Raw genomic sequence first — 283 nt, 5'->3', positions numbered from 1 at the left:
GAGGGAGATGTGCGTTTTTTCCCTTCACAATTTCCTGAAGGATCCCCCATTCGGGAAAATGGATATAATTTCCTGCCGGAATGTCCTAATTTACCTGCAGCCGTATTTGCAGAAAAAAGCCCTTACTACTTTTCATTACGCACTCAAAAAGGAAGGTTTTTTACTGCTGGGTAAATCAGAGGCCACCGGAAATGCTCCCGATCTGTTCAATCCTTCAGAAAAGAATTATAAGATTTTTACGCCAAAAAACAGGCCGGGAAAACTAATGCAGGTAGCGGGGCAG

At 43.5% G+C, this 283-nt stretch carries 1 protein-coding gene; it reads left to right on the top strand.

What is annotated here, in order from left to right; all coding sequences use genetic code 11:
• Positions 1-7: 7 nt before the first annotated feature.
• The coding region (locus HC175_RS23510; protein ID WP_317172410.1) for a CheR family methyltransferase at positions 8-283 on the top strand (276 nt) is incomplete at its 3' end.

This window comes from Salinimicrobium oceani (assembly GCF_012037645.1).
This window is presented reverse-complemented; position numbering and strand designations above follow the sequence as displayed.